General features: G+C 73.8%; 23 protein-coding genes. 13 read left to right on the forward strand and 10 right to left on the reverse strand.

Annotation, left to right across the window (positions count from 1 at the left end):
* Nucleotides 1-52: 52 nt before the first annotated feature.
* Nucleotides 53-445, reverse strand: coding sequence for a TOBE domain-containing protein (locus tag M4486_RS02995; protein ID WP_249479515.1), 393 nt, complete (start codon nucleotides 443-445; stop codon nucleotides 53-55).
* 227 nt (nucleotides 446-672) lie between these two features.
* Between M4486_RS02995 and M4486_RS03000 the strand changes: the two genes are divergently transcribed.
* From M4486_RS03000 to M4486_RS03010, 3 genes are all read left to right on the forward strand, one after another.
* Complete coding sequence (locus M4486_RS03000) at nucleotides 673-1902, forward strand: molybdopterin molybdotransferase MoeA (RefSeq protein WP_249479517.1); 1230 nt, start codon at nucleotides 673-675, stop codon at nucleotides 1900-1902.
* The gene (gene moaC / locus M4486_RS03005) at nucleotides 1899-2381 is read left to right on the forward strand and encodes a cyclic pyranopterin monophosphate synthase MoaC (RefSeq protein ID WP_249479519.1); all 483 of its coding nucleotides are present in this window, start codon (nucleotides 1899-1901) and stop codon (nucleotides 2379-2381) included. Before M4486_RS03000 ends, moaC begins: the two co-directional genes overlap by 4 nt.
* A 155-nt stretch (nucleotides 2382-2536) precedes the next feature.
* Complete coding sequence (locus M4486_RS03010; RefSeq protein ID WP_249479521.1) at nucleotides 2537-2806, forward strand: DUF6457 domain-containing protein; 270 nt, start codon at nucleotides 2537-2539, stop codon at nucleotides 2804-2806.
* Nucleotides 2807-2853: 47 nt separating this feature from the next.
* Here M4486_RS03010 and moaA read toward each other — a convergent pair whose 3' ends face one another.
* The 3 genes from moaA to M4486_RS03025 form a co-directional block, all read right to left on the reverse strand.
* Nucleotides 2854-3984: a GTP 3',8-cyclase MoaA gene (moaA, locus tag M4486_RS03015; protein WP_429798337.1), complete on the reverse strand. Its 1131-nt coding sequence runs from the start codon at nucleotides 3982-3984 to the stop codon at nucleotides 2854-2856.
* Between the two features lie 83 nt (nucleotides 3985-4067).
* On the reverse strand, nucleotides 4068-4502 hold the full coding sequence (locus tag M4486_RS03020; RefSeq protein WP_249481057.1) for a molybdenum cofactor biosynthesis protein MoaE: 435 nt from the start codon (nucleotides 4500-4502) through the stop codon (nucleotides 4068-4070).
* Between the two features lie 5 nt (nucleotides 4503-4507).
* A complete protein-coding gene (locus M4486_RS03025; protein ID WP_249479524.1) occupies nucleotides 4508-4993 on the reverse strand; it encodes a MogA/MoaB family molybdenum cofactor biosynthesis protein in 486 nt (161 codons plus the stop codon).
* Nucleotides 4994-5245: 252 nt separating this feature from the next.
* Here M4486_RS03025 and M4486_RS03030 point away from each other — a divergent pair, with 252 nt between their 5' ends.
* Together M4486_RS03030 and M4486_RS03035 are read left to right on the forward strand one after the other, a co-directional pair.
* Nucleotides 5246-5977 carry a ClpP family protease gene (locus M4486_RS03030; protein WP_249479526.1) on the forward strand — a complete coding sequence of 244 codons (732 nt, stop codon included), beginning with the start codon at nucleotides 5246-5248 and terminating at the stop codon, nucleotides 5975-5977.
* Entirely contained in the window at nucleotides 5974-6564 is a 591-nt protein-coding gene (locus tag M4486_RS03035; RefSeq protein WP_249479528.1) for a ClpP family protease, read from the forward strand. Before M4486_RS03030 ends, M4486_RS03035 begins: the two co-directional genes overlap by 4 nt.
* A 562-nt stretch (nucleotides 6565-7126) precedes the next feature.
* Here the strand turns inward: M4486_RS03035 and M4486_RS03040 are convergent.
* Nucleotides 7127-7552 (reverse strand): helix-turn-helix domain-containing protein, encoded by a 426-nt coding sequence (locus tag M4486_RS03040; protein WP_249479530.1) that lies wholly within the window; start codon nucleotides 7550-7552, stop codon nucleotides 7127-7129.
* Between the two features lie 203 nt (nucleotides 7553-7755).
* On the opposite strand from M4486_RS03040, the gene M4486_RS03045 reads away from it, so the two are divergent.
* The gene (locus M4486_RS03045; protein ID WP_249479532.1) at nucleotides 7756-8406 is read left to right on the forward strand and encodes a class I SAM-dependent methyltransferase; all 651 of its coding nucleotides are present in this window, start codon (nucleotides 7756-7758) and stop codon (nucleotides 8404-8406) included.
* Between the two features lie 27 nt (nucleotides 8407-8433).
* Here the strand turns inward: M4486_RS03045 and M4486_RS03050 are convergent, their stop codons facing one another.
* Complete coding sequence (locus M4486_RS03050; RefSeq protein WP_249481058.1) at nucleotides 8434-9288, reverse strand: helix-turn-helix transcriptional regulator; 855 nt, start codon at nucleotides 9286-9288, stop codon at nucleotides 8434-8436.
* A gap of 212 nt (nucleotides 9289-9500) precedes the next feature.
* Between M4486_RS03050 and M4486_RS03055 the strand changes: the two genes are divergently transcribed.
* The 6 genes from M4486_RS03055 (at nucleotide 9501) to mutM (ending at nucleotide 13938) form a co-directional block, all read left to right on the forward strand.
* Nucleotides 9501-10274: an SDR family oxidoreductase gene (locus tag M4486_RS03055; protein ID WP_249479534.1), complete on the forward strand. Its 774-nt coding sequence runs from the start codon at nucleotides 9501-9503 to the stop codon at nucleotides 10272-10274.
* A 55-nt stretch (nucleotides 10275-10329) separates the two neighbouring features.
* Nucleotides 10330-10938 (forward strand): GNAT family N-acetyltransferase, encoded by a 609-nt coding sequence (locus tag M4486_RS03060; RefSeq protein ID WP_249479535.1) that lies wholly within the window; start codon nucleotides 10330-10332, stop codon nucleotides 10936-10938.
* 9 nt (nucleotides 10939-10947) lie between these two features.
* The gene (gene coaD, locus M4486_RS03065; protein WP_249479540.1) at nucleotides 10948-11466 is read left to right on the forward strand and encodes a pantetheine-phosphate adenylyltransferase; all 519 of its coding nucleotides are present in this window, start codon (nucleotides 10948-10950) and stop codon (nucleotides 11464-11466) included.
* 74 nt (nucleotides 11467-11540) lie between these two features.
* Entirely contained in the window at nucleotides 11541-12206 is a 666-nt protein-coding gene (locus M4486_RS03070; protein ID WP_249479542.1) for a YceD family protein, read from the forward strand.
* Nucleotides 12206-12958, forward strand: a complete 753-nt coding sequence (rnc, locus tag M4486_RS03075; protein ID WP_249479544.1) for a ribonuclease III — start codon at nucleotides 12206-12208, stop codon at nucleotides 12956-12958. Before M4486_RS03070 ends, rnc begins: the two co-directional genes overlap by 1 nt.
* A gap of 14 nt (nucleotides 12959-12972) precedes the next feature.
* Nucleotides 12973-13938 (forward strand): bifunctional DNA-formamidopyrimidine glycosylase/DNA-(apurinic or apyrimidinic site) lyase, encoded by a 966-nt coding sequence (gene mutM / locus M4486_RS03080; protein WP_249479546.1) that lies wholly within the window; start codon nucleotides 12973-12975, stop codon nucleotides 13936-13938.
* 72 nt (nucleotides 13939-14010) lie between these two features.
* On the opposite strand, the gene M4486_RS03085 is transcribed toward mutM, so the two are convergent.
* Nucleotides 14011-14610 (reverse strand): DUF4396 domain-containing protein, encoded by a 600-nt coding sequence (locus M4486_RS03085; RefSeq protein ID WP_249481059.1) that lies wholly within the window; start codon nucleotides 14608-14610, stop codon nucleotides 14011-14013.
* 220 nt (nucleotides 14611-14830) lie between these two features.
* Here M4486_RS03085 and M4486_RS03090 point away from each other — a divergent pair, with 220 nt between their 5' ends.
* Nucleotides 14831-15445, forward strand: a complete 615-nt coding sequence (locus tag M4486_RS03090; RefSeq protein WP_228358316.1) for a response regulator transcription factor — start codon at nucleotides 14831-14833, stop codon at nucleotides 15443-15445.
* A 48-nt stretch (nucleotides 15446-15493) separates the two neighbouring features.
* Here the strand turns inward: M4486_RS03090 and M4486_RS03095 are convergent, their stop codons facing one another.
* From M4486_RS03095 to cydD, 3 genes are read right to left on the reverse strand one after another with little or no spacing between them, the layout of a single operon-like run.
* The gene (locus M4486_RS03095) at nucleotides 15494-16621 is read right to left on the reverse strand and encodes a sensor histidine kinase (RefSeq protein WP_249479548.1); all 1128 of its coding nucleotides are present in this window, start codon (nucleotides 16619-16621) and stop codon (nucleotides 15494-15496) included.
* Nucleotides 16618-18456: a thiol reductant ABC exporter subunit CydC gene (cydC, locus tag M4486_RS03100; RefSeq protein WP_249479550.1), complete on the reverse strand. Its 1839-nt coding sequence runs from the start codon at nucleotides 18454-18456 to the stop codon at nucleotides 16618-16620. The genes M4486_RS03095 and cydC overlap by 4 nt, the downstream gene beginning before the upstream one ends.
* On the reverse strand, nucleotides 18453-20258 hold the full coding sequence (gene cydD / locus M4486_RS03105; RefSeq protein ID WP_249479555.1) for a thiol reductant ABC exporter subunit CydD: 1806 nt from the start codon (nucleotides 20256-20258) through the stop codon (nucleotides 18453-18455). The genes cydC and cydD overlap by 4 nt, the downstream gene beginning before the upstream one ends.
* Between the last annotated feature and the right edge of the window lie 4 nt (nucleotides 20259-20262).

A 20262-nucleotide genomic window follows, 5' to 3' on the forward strand; every position in this document is an offset into this window, starting at 1 on the left:
GGAGGGGACAGCGGGACGGGAGAGCAGGGAGAGGCGGGCGGGACGCTCCGGGTCAGGGCGTCTCGACGATCACGGTGGTCGCTTTGACCACGGCCGTCGCCAGGGAGCCGACCTCGAGCTCGAGCTCGCGGACGGCCTCGGTGGACATCAGCGAGACCACGCGGTGCGGACCGCACTGCATCTGCACCTGGGACATCACCCGGTCGCTGACGATGCCGGTCACGAGACCCACGAAACGATTGCGGGCGCTCGATCCGCGCTGCACGGGATCGCCGGGACCGCCGGCAGAGGCCTCGAGGTGCGCGGCGAGCTCGCTGCCCTCCAGCACGGTGCGGCCCGCGGCGTCCGCCGAGGCGGTGAGCGCCCCGTTGTCGATCCAGCGCCGCACGGTGTCATCGCTGACGCCGAGCAGGCCGGCGGCCTCGCTCACGCGGAAGGTGGTCATGCGCTCCAGTACACCACGGACCCGCACATGCGGAGGAATCTCGGCCGACTTCCCGCGGATGCGGGTGGAGCCGCACGAAGGGGGCGGGTGCGGACGGCCCGCAGAAGCCGGGACCGGCCGGATCCCGCGGGACCGGACGCCGCCGTCGGGGACGGGGGCGCGACTAGCATGGAGAGCATGCTGACCTCGACCACGACCCTCCGGATCCGGCGCGCAGGGGCGAGGGCATGATCCCCTGGCAGGACCATCGCGCCCGCCTCCTGGCGGCGGTCCGCAGGCTCGATGCGGTGGAGCTGCCACTCGCCGAGGCGCGCGGCGCCGTGCTCGCCGACGACGTCCGCACCGCGCATCCGGTGCCGCTGTTCGACAACTCCGCCATGGACGGGTTCGCCGTGCGTCGCTCCGAGGCGGGAGTCGATGCGCGCCTGCTCGTGGTGGGCGACGTGGCAGCGGGCTCCTCCGAGGACCCGCCCTTCGGCACCGGCGAGGCGGTGCGGATCATGACCGGTGCGCCGGTCCCGACGAGCGCTGACGCGATCGTGCCGATCGAGAAGGTCCGGACCGGGCCGACGGACAGCGAGCCGACGGGGGTCGACGAGCTCCCCGCCCGGATCGAGATCCTCGAGGAGCCGAAGCCCGGCGCGCACATCCGCCGCCGCGGCGAGGACACCCCCGAGGGAGAGGTCGCCGTGCCCGCCGGTGTCGAGCTCACGCCGTGGCGTCTGGCCGCCGTGGCATCGGCCGGCCACGGCCGCGTGAGCGCGATCCGGCGGCCGCGCGTCGCCGTCGTCTCCACCGGGTCGGAGCTGGTGCCCGCCGGGCAGGAGCTGCGGCGCGGCCAGATCCCCGAGTCCAACTCTGTGCTGCTCGCCGCGGCCCTCGCGGCCGACGGACTCCAGATCGCGGACGTCTCCTGGTTCCGCGACGAGGACGGCGAGGAGCTCGCCCGCCACGTCCGCGCGCTCGCGGAGCAGGACCTCGCCGACGCCGTCGTGGTCAGCGGCGGCGCGAGCGTCGGCGCCTTCGACGTCGCCAAGCATGCGCTCGCGCCGCTCGGCGTGCGCTTCGAGAAGGTCGGGATCCAGCCCGGCAAGCCGCAGGGGTTCGGCGTCGTGGGGGAGCGTCTCCCCGTCTTCTGCCTGCCCGGCAATCCGGTCGCGGTCGCCGTCTGCTACGAGCTGTTCGTGCGGCCGCCGCTGCGCACGATGGCGGGCCGCAGCGACCTCTTCCGCCCCACCGTCCAGCGGCGGGCGCGCGCCGCATGGACCTGCCCCGTGGGCCGCGCCCAGGCGCTGCCTGCGGTCATGGACGAGTGGACCGTCGCGCCCGCGAGCGCGGGCGGCAGCGGTTCCCACCTGGTGGTCTCCCTCGCCCGGGCGCACGATCTCGCGATCGTCCCCGCGGACGTCGAACGGGTCCACGAGGGAGACGAGATCGAGGTGATGGTGCTGTCATGAGCGAGAACTCCCAGCCCTTCACCCACCTCGACGACGACGGCCGGGCGCGCATGGTCGACGTCACCGAGAAGTCGCCGACGGTGCGCAGCGCGACCGCGCGCGGCAAGGTGCTGTGCACCCCGGAGATCGTCGCCGCCCTGCGCGATCGGACCGTCCCCAAGGGGGACGTGCTCGCCGTGGCCCGCATCGCCGGCATCCAGGGCGCCAAGCGCACCCCGGAGCTGCTGCCCCTCGCGCACGTGATCGGCGTGCACGGCGCGGTGCTGGACGCCGAGATCGAGGACGACGGCGTGGAGCTGCGCGCGACCGTGCGCACCGCCGGCCGCACGGGCGTGGAGATGGAGGCGCTGACCGCCGTCTCGATCGCCGCTCTCGCGGTGGTCGACATGGTCAAGGGACTGGACAAGTCCGTCGCGGTCGAGCGCATCGAGCTGGTCGAGAAGACCGGCGGCAAGAGCGGCACCTGGCGCCGCACCTGAGCACCGGGGGCGCGGATCACGGCGTTCGTCGACCGTCGGCCGCCGGCCGGGGGTCGTCCTGCATCCTCCCCGCCCCGCGCACTCCACGCCATCCCACGCACCCCACCCCACGCAGGTCACCCCACGTAACCCGCCCGCCGCATCAAGGAGATCTCATGCCCCGCAGCGTCCCGCCCGAGCTCGAGCCCTGGATCGAGCAGCTCGCACCCGCCCTCGGACTCACGGCCGAGGAGGTTCCGACGAACCTGCTGCTGGGCCTCACCGGCCAGGTTGCCCACGGGGTGACCCGCCCGGCCGCGCCGGTGACGACCTACCTCATGGGGCTCGCGGTCGCCGCGGGCATCTCTCCGCAGGAGGCGACGCGCCTGGTCAAGCACGAGCTCGCCGCCTGGGAGGAGACGCACCCGCAGGAGGACGACGCCTGAGCGGTCCGCCCGGGCCGGGTGCCGGTCCCGCCGGTGCTCCGGCCCGGTCAGCCGCCGATGGCGGACATCGGGCGGTCGGGCTGCAGGAAGCCGGGATCGTCGATCCCGTGACCGGGGCGCTTGGCACCGATGCTCGCGCGGATCATCCGGGCCACGTCCTCGTCGGACCCGCCCGAGCGCAGCAGGGAGAGAAGATCCGACTCCTCCCGCGCGAACAGGCAGTTGCGCAGCTGCCCGTCGGCCGTCAGCCGCACCCGGTCGCACGCCCCGCAGAACGGCGCGGTGACCGAGGCGATCACGCCCACGGTCGCGTCGGTGCCACGCACGCGGAACACCTCCGCAGGGCTCGAGCCGCGGTCGCCGACAGGGTCGAGGTCGAACTCGGCGGAGAGCTTCTCGAAGATCTCGGCGCCGTCGACCATGGTGTGGCGCGACCAGACGTGGCCTGCGTCCAGCGGCATCTGCTCGATGAAGCGCAGCTGGGCCTCGTGGTCGATCGCGAAGCGCAGCAGATCGCAGAACTCGTCGTCGTTCACGCCGCGCATGGCGACAGCGTTGATCTTCAGCGGACGCAGCCCGGACTCGCGGGCGGCGGCGATCCCTGCCTGCACGGCGGAGAAGCGCTCGCGACGGGTCAGCTCCTTGAAGCGCTCGGGGTCCACGGTGTCCAGGCTGATGTTCAGCCGCGAGAGGCCCGCGGCCTCGAGGTCCTCCATGACGCGGTCCAGTCGGATCGCATTGGTGGTCATGGAGATGTCGAGCGGCCCCTCGGCCCCCTCGATCGCGTGCAGGCGCCGCACCACGTCGACGATGTCGGGGCGCAGCAGCGGCTCGCCGCCGGTGAGCCGCACCTCGACGATGCCGAGGCGGGCGAGGACGCGCGCGACGCGCTCGATCTCGTCCGTGGTCAGCACGTTCTCCTTCGCGAGCCACGGCAGGCCCTCGGCGGGCATGCAGTAGGTGCAGCGCAGGTTGCACTTGTCCGTGAGCGAGATCCGCAGGTCGCGGTGGACGCGTCCGAAGCTGTCGACGAGCGGGCCGTCCCAGACGCCCCCGGGGACGGTCCCGGAGGTCGACGCGCCGACGGGGCGGGTGGCGTCGACAGAGTGGGCGGGGTCGACGGGATCGGAGGGGGCCGACGGGGGAGCCTGCGCCGTGCGCACCCGGACCGTCGGCATGGGCAGGGCGACGGCGGTGGGCCTCGGCGCGGCGGCGGGAGCTGGCGGATCGGCGCTCGCTCGACCGGGGTGGTACGCGGTGGTCATGCGCTCAGCCCCGTCTCGGCGAGGCTCCCGAGCCCCACCCATTCGGCGGTGCCGTCGGCCTCGACCTGGCGCTTCCACACCGGCAGCTCGGCCTTGACGCGCTCGACGACCTCGCGGGCCACGTCGAACGCGTCGGCGCGGTGCACGCTCGAGACGGCGGCGACGATCGCGACCCCGCCCACCTCGAGCGATCCCGTGCGGTGGGAGACGGCGATGCGCACGTCCTCGCTGTCGCAGCGCGCCGCGATCTCCGCGAGCAGCCGCTCAGCCTCGGGGTGCGCGGAGTAGTCCAGGCGCACCACCGTCCCGGTGGCCTCGGGATCGTTGTCGCGCACGGTGCCGATGAAGGCGGCGGTCGCTCCGGCCGCCGGGTGCGAGACCGCGTCGAGGTGCGCAGCGACGTCCAGGGGCGCGGCGGTCACGGCCGACATGACGATCACGTGTGGTCACCTCCGCGGACCTGGTCGGCCACGTGGGCGGCGACCGAGAGGATCACGGGCATGCCGTCCTGCACGGCCCCGGGGGAGCCGGCGAGGTTCACCACGAGCGTGCGGCCGCGCAGACCGGCGAGGCCGCGCGAGAGCATCGAGGCGGGAAGGCGGTCGGCGACGATGGCGCGCAGGCGCTCGGCGATCCCGGGGATCGGCCGATCCAGCAGCGGGCCCGTGGCCTCCGGGGTCACGTCGCGAGGCCCCAGCCCCGTGCCGCCCGTGGTGACCACGAGCGCGGCGCCGCCGTCGACCGCGGCGAGGATCGCGCCGGCGATCGCGTCCCTGTCATCCGGGACGACGACGCCCTCGACCTCCCATCCGGCCTCCTCGAGCAGGCGGGCGCCGAGGGGACCGGAGAGGTCCTCCCTGGTGCCCTCCGCCGAGCGGTCGGACACGGTGATCATCGTGGCTGACCTGTCCGGATTCTGCATGCGTCCACTGTAGTCGCGCACCGCGGGGCCGGGGCAGGACGGGAGGGGTGAGGTGCGGCGCGGGGACGAGGGGAGCGGTCACGAGGGCTGGTCAGCGCAGGACGGACCAGCCGTCAGCGGACCAGCCGGCGGTGGATCAACGCAGGGAGGATCAGCCGACGGGGGATCAGCGCAGGGTGGATCAGCGCAGGGTGGATCAGCGGACGACGGAGAAGCGCCCGTCGGCCCCTTCGAGACGCGAGGCTCGAGGGCATGACACAGAGAACAGCCCCGTACACGGGCCCCGTCGGCCCCAGCACCGGCATCCACCGGTCGATCGGCCCGCGGGCCGGCACCGATGACCCCGACCAGAGCGCGCCGACCCCGCCGCCCGCCCTCGCGGACCGCACCGCGACCGGACTCCTGCACCAGCGGATCCTGCTGCTGGACCGGGAGCTCGAGCAGGACAACGGCGCCCAGCTGTGCGCGCAGCTCGTGCTGCTCGCCGCCGAGGACCCGAGCCGCGACATCACCCTGCTCATCAACTCGCCCGGAGGCCTCGTGCCCGCGATGCTCGCGATCGGCGACCTCATGGACGTGATCCCGTGCGACGTCCGCACGGTGGCCCTCGGCATGGCCTACAGCGCGGGGCAGTACCTGCTCACCCACGGCGCGCCCGGCAAACGATTCATCCTCCCTCACGGCCGCGTGCTCATGCACCAGGGGTCGGCCGGCTTCGGCGGCAGCGCGGCGGACATCGAGCTCCAGGCCGAGGACCTGAGGAGGGGCCGCGACCGGCTCATCGACATCACCGCCGAACGCACCGGACAGTCCCGCGAGCAGGTCGCCCGGGACTCCGAGCGCGACCGCATCTGGGAGGCGTCCGACGCCGTCGAGTACGGATTCTGCGACCACGTGGTGGAGTCCCTCGACCAGCTCCTGCCGTTCGGCGAGCGACGCGTGGCAGGCGCCCGGGCGGGGATCCGGACGGGAGGAGCGTCATGAGCAGCTATACGATCCCATCGGTCATCGAGCGCACCAGTCACGGCGCCGAGCGCAGCGCGGACGTCTTCTCCCGGCTGCTCAGCGACCGCATCGTCTACCTGGGCACGCCCGTGGACGACGGGGTCGCCAACACCGTGATCGCCCAGATCCTGCATCTGGAGAACGACGCCCCGGACCGCCCGATCCAGCTCTACTTGAACTCCGAGGGCGGGGACGCGCAGGCCGTCCTCGCGATCCACGACGCCCTCGAGTACGTGCGCAGCGACATCGCCGTGACCTGCGTGGGTCAGGTCGTCGCCGCACCCGTGGTGCTGCTCGCCGCGGGAACACCCGGCATGCGCGCCGTGCTGCCGCACGCCCGGGTGGTGCTGCACCCGCTCGAGGCGAGCGGGCGGGGCGCGGTGCCCGATCTGATTCTCGCCACGCAGGAGGTCGAGCGCGTGCGCCGGGAGCTCGAGGCCGTGATCGCCGAGCACAGCGCGAAGGACCTCGCCACCGTCCGCGCCGACCTCGAGCGCGAACGGGTGCTCGATGCACAGGCCGCCGTGGACTACGGCCTCGCGGACAGGGTGCTGCGGAGGCGGTGAAGGGCGGGTGAGGGGGCCGACGACGGGCGCGGGATGGCTGGGCTGTGCCGCGCGGTGCCGTGCCCACGAGCCGCGCCTGGTCGTTCCGGGCCGTTGCGGTTCATCGTCGAATGTTGACTGCTGCGCAATGGTCGTTATGAGGCCCCATAACGACCATTGCGCAGCACTGTCGGCGTGCTCACGACCGATTCGCAGGACCGTCGCCGCCGTCCTACCGGGCACACCGGGTTTGGCTTGCTCGCGCTGCGACCGTCGTGACGCCCGCAGAGCTCACCGGGATCTGACACAAGGGGCCGATGTGACGTTCCCGCGGGAACGTTTGCGACAAACCATGCGACAAAGGTGGGGCACCGAGAGCGCTGTGCGGAGGACGGAGCAGGGTGGACGGAGCACGGTGGCCGGCGAGCGGAGCTGCGCATGCGCATCAAGGAGCACGAGTCAGAGGCAACTCAACAGGGGGCACGGGACTCGGGGACAAGGACGCATGAGCGCAGGGCGCGGGGCTTCCGGGTTCCGCGAGGATGACGCGTGACGGGAGGAGGCTTCCGCCGGACGTGCTGCGTCAGGCTGCGCTGAGCATCGGCTCGTGCGCCGACGAGGAGGAGAGACCGTGAACAGCAGGCAGCCACGGATTCTCCTGGACAGGAGAACTGCCACCTCGGGCGGTCAGGTCCAGGACAACGCCCTGGTGCACGGCCCTCTGATGCGCGACTCCCTCACGCGCTCCGCGCTGATCCGCATCGTGGCGCGGGACGTCTGCCAGGTGCACCCATCGGCCGATGTCGAAGACGCTGATCCCGAGCGCGCCCGTGATCGCCGCGAGGACTTCGCTCGAGGGATCCTTGCGTCCGCGCTCGACGTCCGAGACGTGCTGCATGCTCACGCCGCTCGCCTCAGCGAGCCGCGCGAGGGTCAGCCCCTGTCGGCGCCGCTCCTCGCGCAGAGCCGCACCGACGAGCTCACGAAGCAGAGGTTCGGTGGCATCCATGCTCGGAGCCTACGGCGCGGATCGGCCGGGCGCGCGGGCCTCTGCTGTGAGCGGAAGAGATCAGAGCCGCTGCGGCGCCCAGTGACGGCGTTCTGCCACGCGGACCTGGCCGACGAGGCGGAGATCCGCGCGAGCTTCGCGCGCGTGTACGTGTGTCGGCGATTCAGCCGAACCGTCGTGCTCGGCGCCCCTACTCTGCAGGGGTGAGCGAGCAGGGGACGCGCGAGGCGTACGCCGCACGTGCCGAGGAATATGCGCGGGTGCTCGGATCGATCGATCAGATGGCGGGCCCGGACCGTCGGCGCATCGAGGACTGGGCGCGGCGGATGAGCGCGGGCAGCACGGCCGACGGGGCCGGTGACGCCGGCGGCAGCCCGGCCGGACCGCTCCTCGACCTGGGCTGCGGACCCGGCCACTGGACCGCGCACCTCGCCGCGCAGGGACATCATGTGCTCGGCATCGACCCGGTGCCGGAGTTCGTCGATCGCGCGCGCACCGCGCACCCTGGCGTCGAGTACAGGCTGGGCGACGTGTTCGACCCGGGAGTCGAGGAGTCCTCCTGCGCGGGTGTGCTCGCCTGGTACTCCCTGATCCATCTCCCGCCCGAGCGGATGCAGGAGGCGCTCACGTCCATCGGCCGGGTGCTGCATCCCGGCGGCACTCTGCTGATCGGCTTCTTCGAGGGGCCGCAAGTCGAGAGGTTCGAGCACGCGATCACGGCCGCGCATTTCTGGCCGGTGGCCGAGCTCGAGCGGCTGCTGGGGAACGTCGGATTCACAGTCTCCGCGGTCGAGCGGCGCACCGATCCCGGCGCGAGGCCGCACGGGTCGATCGAGGCGCGGTGGACGCTGTGAGGGCTACCGGGAGCGAGCCGGATCGGCTCACCGCCCTGGGGTGGCCGGGGTGGCCTGCGTCCCCAGCACCGCCAGCAGCTCGAGCTTGCTCGCGTCCTCCGTGTGCGGGGGAGCGGTGAGCACCAGCAGGACCTGCGTCTCGTCCTCCGTGAACAGGGCCTGGCAGTCCACCTCGATCTCGCCGACCTCCGGGTGGACCACGACCTTGTGGTCCTCGAAGCGTCGCGCCACGATCTGCGCGTCCCAGAGCTGGGCGAACTCCTCGCTGCGGGCCTGCAGGAGCCGCGCCAGCTCACCGGCCCGCGAGCGCGGACCCATCGCGCCGTAGGCGGCGCGGAGGGTCGCGACCTGCGCGCGGCTCTGCCGGGCGTGATCGGACGGCGGGTACATGCCTCGACAGTTCTCAGGGTGGGCGAACCACTGGAAGATCGCGCTGCGCTCCCATCCCTCCAGGAGCGAGGCGTCCCCGAACAGAGCGCGCGCGGGCTCGTTCTGCACGAGAGGCTCGGCGAGGTTCGAGATGATCATCGCCGGCACGTCTTGGATCCGGTCGAGCACCCGCAGCAGTCCCGGCGCGACATGGGAATGGACGGTCGCACGGTCCGGGGCGCTGTGCCCGGCGACGCGGAACAGGTAGTCGCGCTCGTCGGCCGTGAGCCGCAGGGCGCGTGCGAGCGCGGCGAGCATCGCGGTCGACGGCTGCGGCCCGCGCCTCTGCTCGAGCCGGGTCACGTAGTCCACGGACATCGTGGCCAGCTGCGCGACCTCCTCGCGCCGCAGCCCCGGTGTGCGCCGACGCGCGCCCGCGGGCAGGCCCACGTCAGCCGGGGAGATGGCCTCTCGGCGGGCGACGAGGAAGCCCGCGAGCGCCTCCCGGTCCATACCCGTGCGGTCCATGTTTGTGCGCTCCGTGCCCGTGCCCGTGCGCGCGGCGCTCGCGCGCGTCCCGTCGGCGACGGGTGCCCCGTCGGCCCCTCTGCTCGCTGCATCCATGCCCCGAGTATCCCTGCAGCGCGCCCGCGCCTCCAGGGATCGCGGATCCCCCGATCAGTCGGCCCTGGTGCGCGCCCGCGGCGCGGCGAAGACTGCCTGCCATGGAACTCACCGGACACACGATCTTCATCCCCGGCGCGACCAGCGGCATCGGCCTCGCCCTCGCCCTGCGCCTCCAGGAGCGCGGCAGCACCGTCATCATCGGCGGCAGACGCACCGAGCGGCTCGCCGAGCTCGCCGCCCAGCACCCGGGACTCGGCACCGTGGCCCTGGACGTGACCGACCCCCGGAGCATCGAATCGGCGGCTCGCACGGTGCGCGCCGAGCACCCGGACCTCGACACCCTCATCGCGATGGCCGGGATCATGCGCGCCGAGGACTGGACGACGTCCGACGGCCTGCTCGCGACCGCCGAGGCCACCGTCACCACCAACGTGCTGGGGCCGATCCGCCTCATCTCCGCCTTCCTGGACCACTTCGTCTCCCGAGGGGACGCGACGATCATGACGGTCTCCTCCGGACTCGCCTTCACCCCGCTCGCCGCGACCCCCACCTACAACGCGACCAAGGCCGCGATCCACATGCTCAGCGAGTCGATCCGCCTGCAGCTCGCGGGGACCGGCGTGCGCGTGCTCGAGCTCGAGCCGCCGGCCGTGCGCACCGACCTCATGCCCGGCCACGCCGAGAACGAGATGGCGATGCCGCTCGACGCCTTCGCCGACGAGGTCATGGAGATCCTCGAGGCGCGGGACGCGTCCTCCCTGCGCGAGATCCAGGTGGAGGCCGTGAAGGTGCTGCGCTATGCCGAGGTGCGCGGTGACTATCCGCAGGTGGTCGAGATGCTCAACGCTCGCGACCCGCACGGCAAGCCCTGATCCCGGCCCCGGCGATTCCCCCGTCGGACCGTGCTCACGTGCGTACCCTGGCGCGGTGACCACCACGCTCGCAGACCTCGACTGGCCGCTCCGCACCGAGCGACTCACGCTGCGCCGCGCCCGCGCCGAGGATGCCGAGGCTATCTGGCCCTGGTACGGCAGGCCGGAGGTCCACGAATGGACCTACGGCCTGCCCGCCTCGCGCGCCGCCCATGTCGAGACCTGGGAGCAGTCGCTCGCGGCGAGGATCGTCGGGGAGGTCGACGGCAGGGTCGTCGCCGTGGGCGGCGTGATGGTGCAGGACGCCTGGTCCCAGCGCCAGGCGATCGCCGCCGCCCACCGCAGTCAGGGCGAGCTGTCCTGGGTCCTCGACCCCGACGTGCACGGCCAGGGGCTCGGCACCGAGTACGCGGCGGCGCTCCTGCGCATCGCGATCGCCGGGCTGGGGCTGCACCGCGTGGAGGCCAGCTGCTTCGCCGCGAACGCGCCCTCGGCCCGGATCATGGAGAAGATCGGGCTGCGCTGCGAGGGCGTCTTCCGCGGGGATTCGCTGCATGCGACCCGCGGCTGGATGGACGGCATGACCTGGGCGATCCTCGACGAGGAGTGGCACGCGCAGCACCCTGACCAGAGGCCGGCCGGGCAGTCGCCGTCGGCCGATTAGGCTTCCTCCATGAGCACCATCGTCCTGCCGGGCTCCTTCGACCCGTTCACCCTCGGCCACCTGGACCTCGCCCGCCGGGCCGCGATGCTGTGCAGCCGGCTGATCATCGCGATCTCCCACAACCCGAACAAGAAGGGGATGCTGAGCCTCGAGGCGCGCCAGCAGGCGATCGACGAGACCATCCGCGCCGAGGGGCTCGACCCCAAGGTCACGAGCGCCGTGCTGCCGCGCGGACTGCTCGTCGACTTCTGCCGCGAGCACGGCGCACGGGCCGTGGTGCGCGGCATGCGCGGCCAGATCGACCTGGCCTACGAGGAGCCGATGGCGCGCATGAACCAGCACCTCGCGCATGTCGACACCGTCTTCCTGCTCACCGACGCCCGGTACTCCCACATCTCCTCGAGCCTCGTGCGCGAGGTCTCCCAGCTGGGCGGCCCGATCGACGACATGCTCCCCGAGGCCTCCCGCCGCGCCCTCGAGGCGGCGCTCGCGGAGCGCGAGGCGCCCACGGGATCGTCCGAGGCCTGACGCCCCGGGTCGGACCCGTCACCCGTCCCGCGCGCCCCGAGCCGCGTCGGCGCTCGCGCTCGTATCCTGGGGCCGTGAACATTCGAGCCAGCATCCCCGCGCCCGACGATCTCGACCTCCGCTTCGACGTCGTCGACCTCATCGGCCGCCCGGGAGCCCACCGGCACGTGGACCGCACCGTGGAGGTCGCCGACCAGAAGGTCGGGAACCTCGCCCTGACCGTCCCCGCGGGCGAGTCGATCAGCCTCGACGCCGAGCTCGAGTCCGTGGCCGAGGGCATCTTCGTCAGCGGCACGGTCGAGGCCCGCGTCACCGGCGAGTGCTCGCGCTGCCTGGACCCGCTCGAGCGCGAGGTCGACGCCCGCGTCGACGAGCTCTTCAGCTACCCCGAGAAGATCAGGGCCGACGAGGAGGACGACGTCCCCGCCCTCAGCGGCGACGACGTGGACCTCGGCCCCCTCGTGCACGACGTCATCGCGCTCGAGGCCGAGGAGCGCCCGCTGTGCAAGCCGTCGTGCATGGGCCTGTGCGCCCAGTGCGGCGCGCGCCTCGAGGACGATCCCGACCACCACCACGACGTCATCGACCCGCGCTGGGCGGCCCTGAGCGGCCTGCTCGGCGGCGAGGGGCAGTCGGCCGATGCGGACGACTCCGAGTCCGCCGGCTCCGAGGGCGGGACCGACGCCGACCGCACCGACGGCGACCCCGACGACGGCGCGCCCGTCGACGAGGAGCGCTGATGGCCCGCTCACGGAGGTCCACCGAGGCGAAGGACCCCCAGGAGCTGCTCGCGACGCTGCCGCTGTTCCCCGACCAGGCGCGCCGGCTCACCGAGTCCGGACTGCTGGACCTCGCGCTCACGCACCGCTCGTACTCCTACGAGCACGAGCAGATCCCGCACAACGAGCGCCTCGAGTTCCTGGGCGACGCCGTGCTGCAGCTCGCGACCACGGAGGAGCTGTACACCGTCCACCCGACGCTGCCCGAGGGGGACCTCGCCAAGCGCCGCGCGGCCACGGTGAACACGCGCGCGCTCGCGCTCATCGGCCGACGCATCGAGCTGGGCCAGTACGTGAAGCTGGGCCGCGGCGAGGACCTCTCGGGCGGCCGCGACAAGGCCTCGATCCTCGCCGACACCATGGAGGCGCTGATCGGCGCCGTGCACCTCTCGTGCGGACAAGACGTCTCCCGCCGGTACGTGCTCGAGCTGCTGCGCCCGCTGCTCGAGAGCGACGAGATCCTCGAGGCCGGGTACGACTTCAAGACGCGCCTGCAGGAGATCGCCGCGGAGACCGGGACGGTGCCCGTCTACGAGATCACCGGCACCGGTCCCGAGCATGCGAAGACCTACACCGCGACCGCGACCATCGCCGGCATCGTCACCGCGAGCGGCGAGGGCGCCTCGAAGAAGGACGCCGAGCTCGCCGCCGCCCAGCACGCCGTGCGCAGCCTCCTGGAGGCCCGCGGCGAGTCCGTGCTCCCGCGCGGCTGAACCGGAGCCCGCCCATGCCCGAGCTGCCCGAGGTGGAGGTGGTCCGTCGCGGCCTCGCCCCGCACGTGGACGGCCGCGTCATCACGCGCGTCGACGTCCACGAACCGCGGTCCCTGCGCCGCCAGATCGGCGGGCCCGAGGCGTTCGTGCAGGCTGTCACCGGTGCCCGCGTCGCCCGGCTCGAGCGCCGCGGGAAGTTCCTGTGGTGGCGTCTGCAGGACGAGCGCGGCGACGAGCTCGGCGAGGCCCTCATGACGCACCTGGGCATGAGCGGCCAGATGCGCGTCCGCGGCGGAGCGGCCGAGGCGGAGGCCGACGCGGGGACCGTCGCGTTGTCGGCCCCCGCCCCGCGCGGAGAGGGCCCGGCCAGCGATCCGCACAGGCATCGCCGCATCGTGCTCCATCTGGACGACGGCGCGCAGGTCGACTTCGTGGACCAGCGCATCTTCGGCGGTCTGTGGACGAGTGCGCTCGAACAGGACGCCGACGGGCTCCCCGCAACCCCGGACTCGATCGACGACCTGCTGCCGGCCGACGTGGTCGGCATCGGCCGCGACCTGCTCGACCCCGCCCAGGACCGCGAGGCGGTGATCGCGGTGATGCGCGCGCGGCGCGCCCCGATCAAGGCCCTGCTGCTGGACCAGTCCCTGGTCAGCGGGATCGGGAACATCTACGCCGACGAGGGGCTGTGGGCCGCCCGCACCCGCTTCGACGCCCCCGGCGAGTCGCTCACCCGTGGCCGTGCCCGGCGGGTCCTGGACGGCGCCGAGGCCGTCATGCACCGGGCGCTCGACGTGGGCGGGACCAGCTTCGACGACCTGTACGTGAACGTCGACGGCCGGTCCGGCTACTTCGCGCGCTCCCTCGCCGCCTACGGCCGGGCGGGGGAGCCGTGCCCGCGCTGCGGCACGATCATCCGTCGCTCCGTGCTGCAGCAGCGCTCGTGCTTCTACTGCCCGAACTGTCAGCGCAAGGCCTGAGGAGGCACGGGGCTCAGGGCGCGGCCTCGTCGCGTGGCCCCTCCACACGGCCCTGCGCGCCGGGAGCCGTGATCAGCCCAGCAGCGAGCCGATCGAGGCGATGAAGCCGCCGAGCAGGAAGGCGCTGATGCCGATCAGCAGCGGCCGGTTGTCCATCGCCGCGTCCTCGCCGAGCGCATGGTGCGTGACGGCGTGCCCCTTGCCGCGGCGCAGCAGCGCGCGGTTGACGGGCCAGGCGGCGAAGAACGCGATCGTCAGGGAGATCGCCATCGAGAGCCAGAAGAGCGGGTCGAGCAGGGTCGCCCCCATGGCACCGGGGATCACCAGCATGACCAGGTTGTCCACGACCTCCATGGTCGCGATCGACAGGGTGTCCGCGACGAGCACCAGACGCAGCGCGTCGCCCAGGGCGATCCCGCCCCGGACCAGCGGCAGCGCCGAGAGCGAGTACCCGAAGACGAAGGCGAGGAGTATCGAGAGGACCGTGGTGGGGAGGTTCGTCCACCCTGCGGCGGTGCCGACCAGCATCCCGATGATCTCCCCGATGGAGCACCCCGTGAGGCAGTGCAGCGTCGCCCCGACGGCCATCCCGGACATGTCGTGAGCACGGCTCCCGTGGTGCGGGTCCGCCGTGCCCGGGGCGTGTTCGTGGTGCGTGTGCTCATCGGGCATGTGGTCCACCGGAGTCCTCCTCGTCCTCGCTCCGCGCCGGTCGGGTCTCGGGGCCGGGCCGACGGAACCCGACGATCGTACGACCTGGGAGGACCCGCGTTGCGGGCGCCCGTCGGTCCCCGCCTCTCCCGCCGCCCCCAGGAAGGCGGTGACCTGCTGGGGTAGCGTGTCGAGCGTCGGATCCCACCACCAGCACCGACCACTCGCGGAGGACTCTGCCATGGACGACGCCCCGATCGGCGTGATGCTCGTCGACGACTTCGAGGTGGTCCGGCGAGGGATCGCGACGGTGGTCGCCGCCGATGCGCGCCTGCGGGTCGTGGGGGAGTCCGCGAGCGTCGCCGAGACCGCGCGCCGTCTGCCCGCGATCCGGCCCGATGTGCTCGTGGTGGACCTCCAGCTGCCTGACGGCACCGGCATCGACGTCATGCGCGCGGCGCGGGCCGTCGACCCCGATATGCGGATGCTGGTGCTCACCAGCTTCGACGACGACCCGGCCGTGCACGAGTCGCGGGCCGCGGGAGCCGCGGGGCTGGTGCTGAAGTCGGCGCGGGCCGCGGACATCGTCGGCGCCATCCTCGCCGTGCATCGCGGAGAGTCGATCTGGCCAGAGGACCGCGTCGCCGACGGGCCGGAGCTGTCCGCCTCCGATCAGCGCATCGTCGAGCTCATCGGCGACGGGCACTCGAACCGGGAGATCGCCGAGGAGGTGGGGATCGCGGAGAAGACGGTGAAGAACCGGGTCACCGTGATCCTGCAGGCCCTGGGGCTGCAGCGGCGCACACAGGTCGCGGCGATGGTGGCGGCGCGTCGTCGGGCCGGCTGGAAGCCCTGAGCAGCGGGTCTCCGATCCGGGGAGCCCGCGCCTCGCCGGGACCCCGCCTCAGGCGGGCGGGAGAGTCACCCGCCAGTTGATCATCGTGCCCGGCTCGAGCGAGATCGCATCGACCCAGCCCTGATGGCGGCGTGCCCGGCTCGACATGTTCGCCAGGCCGCTGCGGCGGCTCACGCTCGGGTCGATGCCGCGGCCGTTGTCGGAGACCGCCACCTGCACGACACGGTCCACACCCTCGCTGAACAGCGTCACCGAGACGGCCACCGCGCTCGCGTGCGCGTGGCGGGCGGCGTTGGCGAGCGCCTCGCGGACCACCGCGACGACGTCCTCGGCGATCTCCTCGGGCACCTCGGCGTCCATCGCCGCGGCGTTCCGCGGCAGGCGCAGGGCGGGTGCGAAGCCGAGACCGGCGGTCGCGAGCCCCGTCTCGTGACGGAGCCGCTCGCTGAGCGTCGCCTCGCTGCGCTCACGGCGCAGCGACTGGACGATCTGCCGGATCTGGGCGACCGCGTTCTCGACGCCCAGCAGCGAGGTCTCGACGCTGCGGCGGATCGTGGCGTTGGAGACGGCGCCCGCCGCCTCGTCGAGCGCGGAGGTGAGGCCCTCGAGTTCCATCCCCACGGCGAACAGCTCCTGGATCGCGAGGTCGTGCAGGTCCCGGGCGATGCGGCGGCGCTCGTCGTCGAGGTCCTGCTCGGCGGTGCCGCGACGGTCGTCGAGCGCGAGGGACACCAGCAGCGCGAGGGGTTCGAGGGCCCGGCGCGCGGCCCTGCGCGAGGTCTCTCCGCCGACGGCGAGCAGAGCGCCCGGGCCCTGTTCTCCCGCCTCGACGATCTCCGCGCTCGCGCTCCACATCCTGCCCTCGAGGGCGAGTTCGTCGACAGCGCCCACCGCTTCCGGGTCGCCGCTGACCAGAGCGGCGTGCAGCGCGGATCCCGGGTCGGGGGCGGCGCCCAGCAGGAGCGCGGCCTCGCGACCCTCGGCGACCTCGACGCTCCACTCGCCCCGGCGCTGCGGCAGCACCAGCGCCGCGCCGGCGGCTCCGGTGCGGGGAGGCACCGCGCGGACCAGCAGGTCCAGGAGGTCCTCGACGTCCCCGCCCGCGCCGACGGCGGCCGCGAGCTCGTGCAGGCTCGCCTCGGCCGGTCGTGGAGAGGTGGGGGTCTGGCTGGTCATGGCGTGCTTCCGTGCTCGTCGGTGCGGGGCTCGGCACGCACGAGCTCGTGCCCGCCACCGGGCAGGATACGCAGGACCGTGGTGCCCGCGGGGATCGCCTCCACCCTGTGGGTCACCACGAGGGCGCTCGCGCCGACGGGGAGGAGGGAGCCGTCGGCGGGATCCAGGAGCCGGCGCAGAAGGTCGTCGCCGCGCGCCGCATCGAGATGCTCCGTGGGCTCGTCGAGCAGCGTGATCGGCGCTGCGCGCACCACGGCGCGGGCCAGCAGGAGCCGTCTCCGCTCGCCGCCGGAGATCGTGGTGCCGTCGGGCCCGAGCATCGTGTCCAGGCCGCGGGGCAGGGTGTCGACCCAGTCGTCGAGGCCGACGGCGCGCAGCGCCGCGGCGCACTCCTTCGCGCTCACGTCGCCGCGGGCGACGCGCAGGTTCTCGTGCACGGTGGTGGCGAAGACGTGCGCGTCCTCGAGCAGCGCGATCATCTGTGTGCGGACCGTGTCCTCGGAGAGCGCGCCGAGCGCATCGCCGCCCAGGCGCACGATGCCGGCGACGGGCTCCAGGAGGCCCGCCAGGGTCTGCACGAGCGTGGTCTTGCCGGTGCCGGAGCCGCCGGTCACGGCGATCCGCTCGCCGGGGGCGAGGTCGAGGTCGAGATCGTGGACCCGCACGGCGTCCTGCCCGTAGCCCGCGGCCAGTCCGTGCGCGGACAGATGCAGGGCCGTGGGGCGGCCGGCGGTCCCGGCACCGCCCGGCGCGGCGACGGCGGTCCCGTCGGTCCCGCCCGTCGCGTCGGGCCCGGGCGCCGGAGCGTCGGGGCCGACGGCGTCCTCGAGGCGTGCGGCGGCGGCGCGCGTGCGGGCCAGCTGGGAGGCCGCCGCGGGCAGCGCGGTGACGGCCTCGAAGCTGCTGAGGGGGAGCAGGACGAGCATGCCGATCGCCCCCGCCCCCGCGCCGCCGTGCAGCCAGGCGCCGCCCGCCGCGAGGACCGAGCCGAGCACGGCGAGGATCATCACCGCCGGGACCGACGCCGCGGCCAGGGCCGAGGGGAGCGCCGCGCGGTCGATCGCGGCGTCGTGGTCGCTCTGCGCCCGCGCGAGCTCCTCCATGCGCTCGTCCAGTCGACCCTGCACCCGCAGGGCGGTCGCATCGTCCAGGACCCCCAGGCCGCTCGCCGTCAGCTCGGAGCGGGTCTCGACGACGGCCGCCTCGGTGAGCCGCGCCGCCCGGTGGGCCGCCAGGGGCGCGAGGACCCCGGCGAGCACGAGCGCGAGCAGCATGCACAGGGCCGCCGGCAGGCTGAGCGGGGCGATCGTGAGCACGACCACCACCGTCATCACCACGGCCACCAGTCCCGGCACGATCGCCCGGATCACGAGGTCCCCGAGCTCCTGCGCGTCGTCGCCCAGGCGGGCAAGGAGGTCGCCCCGTCGCACCCGGCTGAGGGCGTCCCCGCGGCGGCGGGCGAGAGCCGAGTACAGGTTGGTGCGCAGGGAGACCACGCCCCGCAGGGCGACGTCATGGGTGAGCATGCGGTCCAGCCAGCGGAAGACGCCGCGGGAGATCCCGAGCGCGCGCACCCCGACCACGGCGACCGTGAGGTCCAGGACGTTCGGCATGGTCCATGCGGTCGTCACCAGCCAGGCGGCCAGCGCCGCGAGGGCGAAGGACGAGGCGAGGGTCGCGACTGCCGCGAGGACGGCCGCGAGCAGTCGGGAGCGGGGGATCTCCAGGAGCCCCACCATCCGGCGCACGGCGGACGGCCCCGAGACGACGTCGCTGCTGGTGCCGGCGCTGGAACCGCCGCCGCTGCTGTTGCTGCTGCTGAGGATCGCGCTCAACGGTCTGCTCCCTCCTCGGCCATGTCCGGACCGACGTGCGCGGCACGCAGCCGCGTGACCTCGTCGGCCACCTCGAGCAGTCGCGAGCGGTGTGCGACGAGCACGACGGTGCGGCCCTCGGCCCGCAGCGTGCCCACGAGATCGAGGACCAGTTCCTCGGTGGCGCCGTCGAGGTGCGCCGTGGGCTCGTCGAGGACCACGAGCGGCGCCGGGGCGAGCAGTGCGCGGGCGAGCGCGAGGCGCTGGCGCTCGCCCAGCGAGAGGCCGCTGCCGCCGCGCCCGACCGGGGCGTCCCAGCCGCGCGCGGCGATCACGCGGTCCAGTCCCGCGGCGCGCGCCGCGCGGTCCAGCCGGTCCTGGTCGGCGCTCCCGTGCGGCGCGGCCTCCGCGAGGACCTCGCGCAGGCTGCCGGTGGGGAGGACGGGCCGCTGGGGGAGCAGCATCGTCTGGGACCAGAGGGACTCCCGGCGCAGGTCCGCGACCGCGGTGGCGGTGCCGTCGGCGGCGACCACCCGGGCCGAGCCCTCGTCGGGTGCGAGCAGGCCGAGCATGACCTGCACGGCGGTGGTCTTGCCGCTGCCGCTCGGGCCCGCGATCGCATGCACCGTGCCGGGCCGGACGACGAGGCTCGCGTCGTGCGGGGCGAGGCCGTCGCGCGATCGCACGCCGACGCCGTCCAGGCGCAGCGTCGCGGTGCGCAGGTCGGGGCAGCGGACGGTGCCGTCGGCCGGGGCGCTCTCGCCGAGCACGTCGAAGGCGGCGGACACGGCGGCGACGCCGTCGGACGAGGCGTGGAACTGGGCTCCCACCTGGCGCAGCGGCAGGTACACCTCGGGGATCAGCACGAGCACCGCGAGCGCGGGAGCGAGCTCCATGTCCCCGTAGACCAGGCGCAGGCCGATCGCGACCGCGACGAGCGCGACGCACAGCGTGCCCAGCAGCTCGAGCACCATCGAGGAGAGGAAGGCGTAGCGCAGCGATCCCATGGTCGAGCGGCGGTGCCGATCGCCCAGGGCGCGCACCATCTTCTCGGGCCCCCGCTCGCGACCGAGGGCGCGCAGCGTGGGCAGCCCGTCGACGAGGTCGAGCATCTGCGACCAGAGCGTGCGGGTGTCGGCGAGGAGGGCCTCGGAGCGTCCCACCGTGAGCCTGCCGATGAGGATCATGAACAGCGGGACGAGCGGCAGCGTGATGACGGCGATGCCGGCGCTCGTGGGGTCCAGCAGCAGGATCGTCAGCAGCGTGAGCGGGGTGACGGTGGCCGAGAGCAGGAGCTGGGGCACGTAGCCGACGAGGTAGGGGCGGAGCTTCTCCAGGCCCGTCGTCGCCAGGGTCGTCAGGTCCGCCCCGCGCCCGGCGCCCGCCCGCGGGCCCAGGCGCGCCGCGTGGCCGATGAGCCGGGAGCGGAGGTCGGCGATGGCCGCCGTGGCCGCCCGATGGGCGGTGCGCTGCTCGACGAGGACCGCGAGGGCGCGGACGCCGAGCGCGGCCACGAGCCCTGCGAGCAGGGCGGGGGAGTCCAGCGGGGAGCGCTGTTCCACGAGCAGGTCGGCGCCGAGCCGGGCGAGGAGCAGGGCCGTCGCGATGACGGCCCCCGCCTGCACGAGGCCGAGCGCCGTCGTCCGCACGACGTGCCGGCGGGCCGCCACGACCTCGCGCAGCAGCCGGGGATCCAGCGGCGGACGGCGCTCGCGCGAGCGCCGACCGGTCCCCGGCGACGCGGCATCCGCGACCCCGGGAGCCGTGGTACCGGTCGATGCGGCCGCGGTCGGTGCGTCCGCGCTCGGGGCTGCCTGGTCCATGGCT

Source organism: Brachybacterium kimchii (assembly GCF_023373525.1).
Taxonomy (GTDB): domain Bacteria; phylum Actinomycetota; class Actinomycetes; order Actinomycetales; family Dermabacteraceae; genus Brachybacterium; species Brachybacterium kimchii.

Bases quoted from the DNA above. Each gene is read 5' to 3' on its own strand.
- M4486_RS03000 (WP_249479517.1), top strand. From the start codon at position 673: ATGATCCCCTGGCAGGACCATCGCGCCCGCCTCCTGGCGGCGGTCCGC.
- M4486_RS03085 (WP_249481059.1), bottom strand. From the start codon at position 14,610: ATGCCCGATGAGCACACGCACCACGAACACGCCCCGGGCACGGCGGAC.
- moaA (WP_429798337.1), bottom strand. From the start codon at position 3,984: ATGCCGACGGTCCGGGTGCGCACGGCGCAGGCTCCCCCGTCGGCCCCC.
- M4486_RS03025 (WP_249479524.1), bottom strand. From the start codon at position 4,993: ATGCAGAATCCGGACAGGTCAGCCACGATGATCACCGTGTCCGACCGC.
- M4486_RS03035 (WP_249479528.1), top strand. From the start codon at position 5,974: ATGAGCAGCTATACGATCCCATCGGTCATCGAGCGCACCAGTCACGGC.
- M4486_RS03090 (WP_228358316.1), top strand. From the start codon at position 14,831: ATGGACGACGCCCCGATCGGCGTGATGCTCGTCGACGACTTCGAGGTG.
- M4486_RS03030 (WP_249479526.1), top strand. From the start codon at position 5,246: ATGACACAGAGAACAGCCCCGTACACGGGCCCCGTCGGCCCCAGCACC.
- mutM (WP_249479546.1), top strand. From the start codon at position 12,973: ATGCCCGAGCTGCCCGAGGTGGAGGTGGTCCGTCGCGGCCTCGCCCCG.
- M4486_RS03055 (WP_249479534.1), top strand. From the start codon at position 9,501: ATGGAACTCACCGGACACACGATCTTCATCCCCGGCGCGACCAGCGGC.
- rnc (WP_249479544.1), top strand. From the start codon at position 12,206: ATGGCCCGCTCACGGAGGTCCACCGAGGCGAAGGACCCCCAGGAGCTG.
- M4486_RS03040 (WP_249479530.1), bottom strand. From the start codon at position 7,552: ATGGATGCCACCGAACCTCTGCTTCGTGAGCTCGTCGGTGCGGCTCTG.
- cydD (WP_249479555.1), bottom strand. From the start codon at position 20,258: ATGGACCAGGCAGCCCCGAGCGCGGACGCACCGACCGCGGCCGCATCG.
- M4486_RS03050 (WP_249481058.1), bottom strand. From the start codon at position 9,288: ATGGACCGGGAGGCGCTCGCGGGCTTCCTCGTCGCCCGCCGAGAGGCC.
- moaC (WP_249479519.1), top strand. From the start codon at position 1,899: ATGAGCGAGAACTCCCAGCCCTTCACCCACCTCGACGACGACGGCCGG.
- M4486_RS03010 (WP_249479521.1), top strand. From the start codon at position 2,537: ATGCCCCGCAGCGTCCCGCCCGAGCTCGAGCCCTGGATCGAGCAGCTC.
- M4486_RS03020 (WP_249481057.1), bottom strand. From the start codon at position 4,502: ATGTCGGCCGTGACCGCCGCGCCCCTGGACGTCGCTGCGCACCTCGAC.
- M4486_RS02995 (WP_249479515.1), bottom strand. From the start codon at position 445: ATGACCACCTTCCGCGTGAGCGAGGCCGCCGGCCTGCTCGGCGTCAGC.
- M4486_RS03095 (WP_249479548.1), bottom strand. From the start codon at position 16,621: ATGACCAGCCAGACCCCCACCTCTCCACGACCGGCCGAGGCGAGCCTG.
- coaD (WP_249479540.1), top strand. From the start codon at position 10,948: ATGAGCACCATCGTCCTGCCGGGCTCCTTCGACCCGTTCACCCTCGGC.